This is a genomic window from Intrasporangium sp. (assembly GCF_039812505.1).
Lineage (GTDB): Bacteria > Actinomycetota > Actinomycetes > Actinomycetales > Dermatophilaceae > Intrasporangium_A.
The window spans coordinates 1-4,126 of sequence record NZ_JBDIAQ010000218.1; the positions used below are offsets into that span (position 1 = coordinate 1).

Here is a 4,126-nt window from a genome sequence, read left to right on the forward strand (position 1 = left end):
TGGCCGTCGTGGTCAGTCCTCGGCGCCCGCCTTCGTGTACCCGGCCGCCTCGGCATCCGCCGCGGAGGCGAACCAGACCTCCGCGACCGTCTGCTCGTACCACTGGCTGTCCGGCTCGTGGTAGAGCTTGGAGCTGGCGTTGCCCTTGACGGTGTAGCCCTCGGGGGCCGAGCCGTCCGATGTCGCGGGGGCGGCGCCCTGCGGCACGTCCACGGCCGGGGCGTCCGCCTCGGCGTCGCTGAAGGGCGCCTCGGTGTCGACGTCGCTCACGGGGGCCTCCGCGACGGTCGGTACCTCGGCCTCGGCGACAGCAGCCTGCTGCACGGCATCCCGGGCCGCGCGCTGGGTGGCCGCCTCGGCCTCCCGGACCGTGGCCTTCTTCGGCGACAGCGGCTCGCGGACCAGCTCGATCACCGCCATCGGGGCGTTGTCGCCCTTGCGCGGCCCGATCTTCGTGATGCGGGTGTAGCCGCCCTCGCGCTGCGCCATGTCCGGCGCGATCTCCGCGAACAGGCGGTGCACCGCGCCCTTGTCGCGCACGACCGTCAGGACGCGTCGACGCGCGGCGAGGTCGCCGCGCTTGGCGAAGGTGACGAGGCGCTCGGCGAACGGCCGCAGGCGCTTGGCCTTGGCCTCGGTCGTCGTGATCCGGTCGTTCTCGAACAGGGCCGTGGCCAGGTTGCTGAGGATCAACCGCTCGTGCGCGGGGCCGCCACCGACGCGGGGACCCTTGGTGGGGGAAGGCATTTCGTTCTCCTAGTGGGATCTGACCGGCCGAGGGCCGTCGTCAGGGGCGGTTGTCAGAGCTGTTCGTCCTCGACGTAGGACTCGTCGTCGTCGTCCTCGTCGTAGCCCTCGTCGTAGGCGTCCACGATGGCGGACGGGTCGAACCCGGGCGGGCTGTCCTTGAGCGCCAGGCCCATCCCGGACAGCTTCGCCTTGACCTCGTCGATGGACTTCGCGCCGAAGTTGCGGATGTCGAGCAGGTCGGCCTCACTGCGCCCGACCAGCTCGCCGACCGTGTGGATCCCCTCGCGCTTGAGGCAGTTGTAGGACCGGACGGTCAGGTCGAGGTCCTCGATGGGCAGAGCGAGATCGGCGGCGAGCGCGGCGTCGGTCGGCGACGGGCCCATGTCGATGCCCTCGGCCTCGACGTTCAGCTCACGCGCCAGACCGAACAGCTCGACCAGCGTCTTGCCCGCCGACGCGATGGCATCGCGCGGGGTCATCGAGCTCTTCGTCTCGACATCGACGACGAGCTTGTCGAAGTCGGTGCGCTGCTCGACGCGGGTCGCCTCGACCTTGTAGGTCACGGCCAGGACCGGACTGTAGATCGAGTCGACCGGGATGCGCCCGATCTCCTGGTCGCCGGACTTGTTCTGCTGCGCCGAGACGTAGCCGCGGCCGCGTTCGACGGTCAGCTCCATCTCGAGCTTGCCCTTGTCGTTCAGGGTCGCGATGTGCAGGTCGGGGTTGTGCACCTCGACGCCGGCCGGCGGGGTGATGTCACCCGCGGTGACCTCCCCCGGCCCCTGCTTGCGCAGGTACATCACGACCGGCTCGTCGTGCTCCGAGGAGACGACGAGGCCCTTGATGTTGAGGATCATCTCGGTGACGTCCTCCTTGACCCCCGGCACGGTGGTGAACTCGTGCAGGACCCCGTCGATGCGGATCGAGGTGACCGAGGCACCCGGGATGCTCGAGAGCAGGGTGCGACGCAGGCTGTTGCCGAGCGTGTAGCCGAAGCCCGGCTCGAGCGGCTCGATGGTGAAGCGGCTGCGGTTGTCCGCGACGACTTCCTCGGAGAGCACGGGACGCTGTGCGATGAGCACTGGTTTCTTCCTTCCCGTTCGCGACCGCTATTTGACGCGAACGAAACTGCCCGGTCTGGATCCGGGCGGCCGGGGGTCGGCTCTGTCTGCGACCCCGGCCCCGATGTGAAGGTGCGGTATGCCGCCCAGCTGCCTGGGCGGCGTACCGGCCCTTCGGCTGTCAGTCCTTCGAGTAGAGCTCGACGATCAGCTGCTCGGCGAGCTGCGTGTCGATCTGCGCCCGCACCGGGAGCTGGTGGATCAGGACCTGCAGCGACCCCTCGACGACCTGCATCCAGGCCGGGACGGGACGCTCCCCGTAGGTCTGGCGGGCCAGCTCCATCGGGAAGGTCTGCAGCGACTGCTTGCGGATCGTGATGATGTCGTACTGCTCGACGCGGTAGGACGGCACGTCGACGCGCACGCCGTTGACCTCGAAGTGGCCGTGCGTGACGAGCTGGCGGGCGTGCCGACGCGTGCGGGCCAGGCCCGCGCGGTAGATCACGTTGTCGAGGCGCGACTCGAGGATCTGCAGGAGGTTCTCGCCGGTCTTGCCGGGGCGGCGCGCCGCCTCCTTGTAGTAGCGGAGGAACTGCTTCTCCATGACGCCGTAGGCGAAACGGGCCTTCTGCTTCTCCTGGAGCTGGAGCAGGTACTCCTTCTCCTGGATGCGCCGGCGGCCGTGCTGGCCGGGCGGGAAGGGACGCAGCTCGAAGTTCTTGTCGCCGCCGACCAGGTCGACCTTGAGGCGACGCGACTTCTTGGTGATGGGGCCGGTGTACCGAGCCATGGTCTATCTACTCCTTCTGGTCCCGGTCAGACGCGGCGGCGCTTGGGCGGACGGACGCCGTTGTGCGGCGTGGGGGTGACATCGCTGATGGCACCCACCTCGAGGCCGGCGGCGGTGAGGGAACGGATCGCCGTCTCGCGGCCCGAGCCCGGGCCCTTGACGAACACGTCGACCTTGCGCATGCCGTGCTCCATCGCGCGGCGCGCAGCGGCCTCGGCGGCCATCTGGGCGGCATACGGCGTGGACTTGCGCGAGCCCTTGAAGCCGACCTGGCCGGCGGAGGCCCACGAGATCACGGCGCCGGTCGGGTCCGTGATCGAGATGATGGTGTTGTTGAACGTGCTCTTGATGTGGGCGTGCCCGTGGGCGACGTTCTTCTTCTCCTTACGACGGACCTTCGTCGTACGAGCCTTGGGGGGCATGTCTCTCCTACTTCAGAACTTCGGTGTCGGTGGGATCCGTTCGCCGGGGCGAGGGGGTCACTTGGCCTTCTTCTTGCCGGCCACGGTGCGCTTGGGGCCCTTGCGGGTACGCGCGTTGGTCTTGGTGCGCTGACCGTGCACGGGCAGGCCACGACGGTGCCGAAGACCCTGGTAGGAGCCGATCTCGACCTTGCGGCGGATGTCGGCCTGCACCTCGCGGCGCAGGTCGCCCTCGAGGCGGTAGCTGCCCTCGAGGTGGTCACGCAGGGCGACGAGGTCGGCCTCGGTGAGGTCCTTGACGCGGGTGTCGGGGTTTACCCCGGTGGCAGCCAGCGTCTGCTGGCTGCGGGTGCGACCCACTCCGAAGATGTAGGTCAGGGCGACCTCGACGCGCTTGTCGCGCGGCAGGTCGACTCCAACAAGACGAGCCATGTCGTCGGTTCTCTTTCCTGTGTCGCGGAGGTCTGGTGCAGTCACCGGTCCGGTGCGACTCGCTCGTCGCGCCCCGTCGCCGGGGCTCCGGTCCCCGGCCTCCGTGCCGGGGGTGACGTCCTGCGCCGACGAGGTGGTCGGTCGTCAGGGGCCGGGTGCTGCGGTGTTCACTTGTGGTGGCGTGCTGTCGAAGCTGCTCCGACAGTGCTGGGGTCGGTGAGCCTGTTCAGCCCTGGCGCTGCTTGTGGCGCAGGTTCTCGCAGATCACCATGACCCGCCCGTTGCGGCGGATCACCTTGCACTTGTCGCAGATCTTCTTGACGCTCGGCTGAACCTTCATCTGCCTGCTGTCTCTAGCGATCTCTACTGGGCGTGCCGGCCTGCCGGAGCGGGTCGGCGGTCTTGCATCGAGCGGTACTGCTCAGCGGTAACGGAAGACGATCCGGCCGCGGGTCAGGTCATAGGGCGAGAGCTCGACGACGACCCGGTCCTCGGGGAGGATCCGGATGTAGTGCTGACGCATCTTGCCCGAGATGTGGGCGAGCACCTTGTGACCGTTGCTCAGCTCGACCCGGAACATCGCGTTCGGGAGAGCCTCGACGATCGTGCCCTCGATCTCGATGACGCCGTCCTTCTTGGCCATGTCCTCCGTCTATCTTCCGTCTATCTTC

Annotated in this window: 7 protein-coding genes; all 7 read right to left on the reverse strand. The window is 68.5% G+C overall.

Going from position 1 to position 4,126, the window contains the following annotated elements; all coding sequences use genetic code 11:
• Nucleotides 1-12 precede the first annotated feature (12 nt).
• Nucleotides 13-747 carry a 50S ribosomal protein L17 gene (gene rplQ, locus WMI84_RS17175; RefSeq protein WP_347354997.1) on the reverse strand — a complete coding sequence of 245 codons (735 nt, stop codon included), beginning with the start codon at nt 745-747 and terminating at the stop codon, nt 13-15.
• A 53-nt stretch (nt 748-800) separates the two neighbouring features.
• The gene (locus tag WMI84_RS17180; RefSeq protein ID WP_347354998.1) at nt 801-1,832 is read right to left on the reverse strand and encodes a DNA-directed RNA polymerase subunit alpha; all 1,032 of its coding nucleotides are present in this window, start codon (nt 1,830-1,832) and stop codon (nt 801-803) included.
• Between the two features lie 160 nt (nt 1,833-1,992).
• Nucleotides 1,993-2,601, reverse strand: a complete 609-nt coding sequence (gene rpsD, locus WMI84_RS17185) for a 30S ribosomal protein S4 (RefSeq protein ID WP_347354999.1) — start codon at nt 2,599-2,601, stop codon at nt 1,993-1,995.
• A 26-nt stretch (nt 2,602-2,627) separates the two neighbouring features.
• Nucleotides 2,628-3,023 (reverse strand): 30S ribosomal protein S11, encoded by a 396-nt coding sequence (gene rpsK, locus WMI84_RS17190; RefSeq protein ID WP_034715209.1) that lies wholly within the window; start codon nt 3,021-3,023, stop codon nt 2,628-2,630.
• A 57-nt stretch (nt 3,024-3,080) separates the two neighbouring features.
• Nucleotides 3,081-3,455: a 30S ribosomal protein S13 gene (gene rpsM / locus WMI84_RS17195; RefSeq protein ID WP_347355000.1), complete on the reverse strand. Its 375-nt coding sequence runs from the start codon at nt 3,453-3,455 to the stop codon at nt 3,081-3,083.
• A 226-nt stretch (nt 3,456-3,681) separates the two neighbouring features.
• Nucleotides 3,682-3,795: a 50S ribosomal protein L36 gene (gene rpmJ, locus WMI84_RS17200; protein WP_006592630.1), complete on the reverse strand. Its 114-nt coding sequence runs from the start codon at nt 3,793-3,795 to the stop codon at nt 3,682-3,684.
• Between the two features lie 81 nt (nt 3,796-3,876).
• Nucleotides 3,877-4,098 (reverse strand): translation initiation factor IF-1, encoded by a 222-nt coding sequence (gene infA, locus WMI84_RS17205; RefSeq protein WP_013493543.1) that lies wholly within the window; start codon nt 4,096-4,098, stop codon nt 3,877-3,879.
• Between the last annotated feature and the right edge of the window lie 28 nt (nt 4,099-4,126).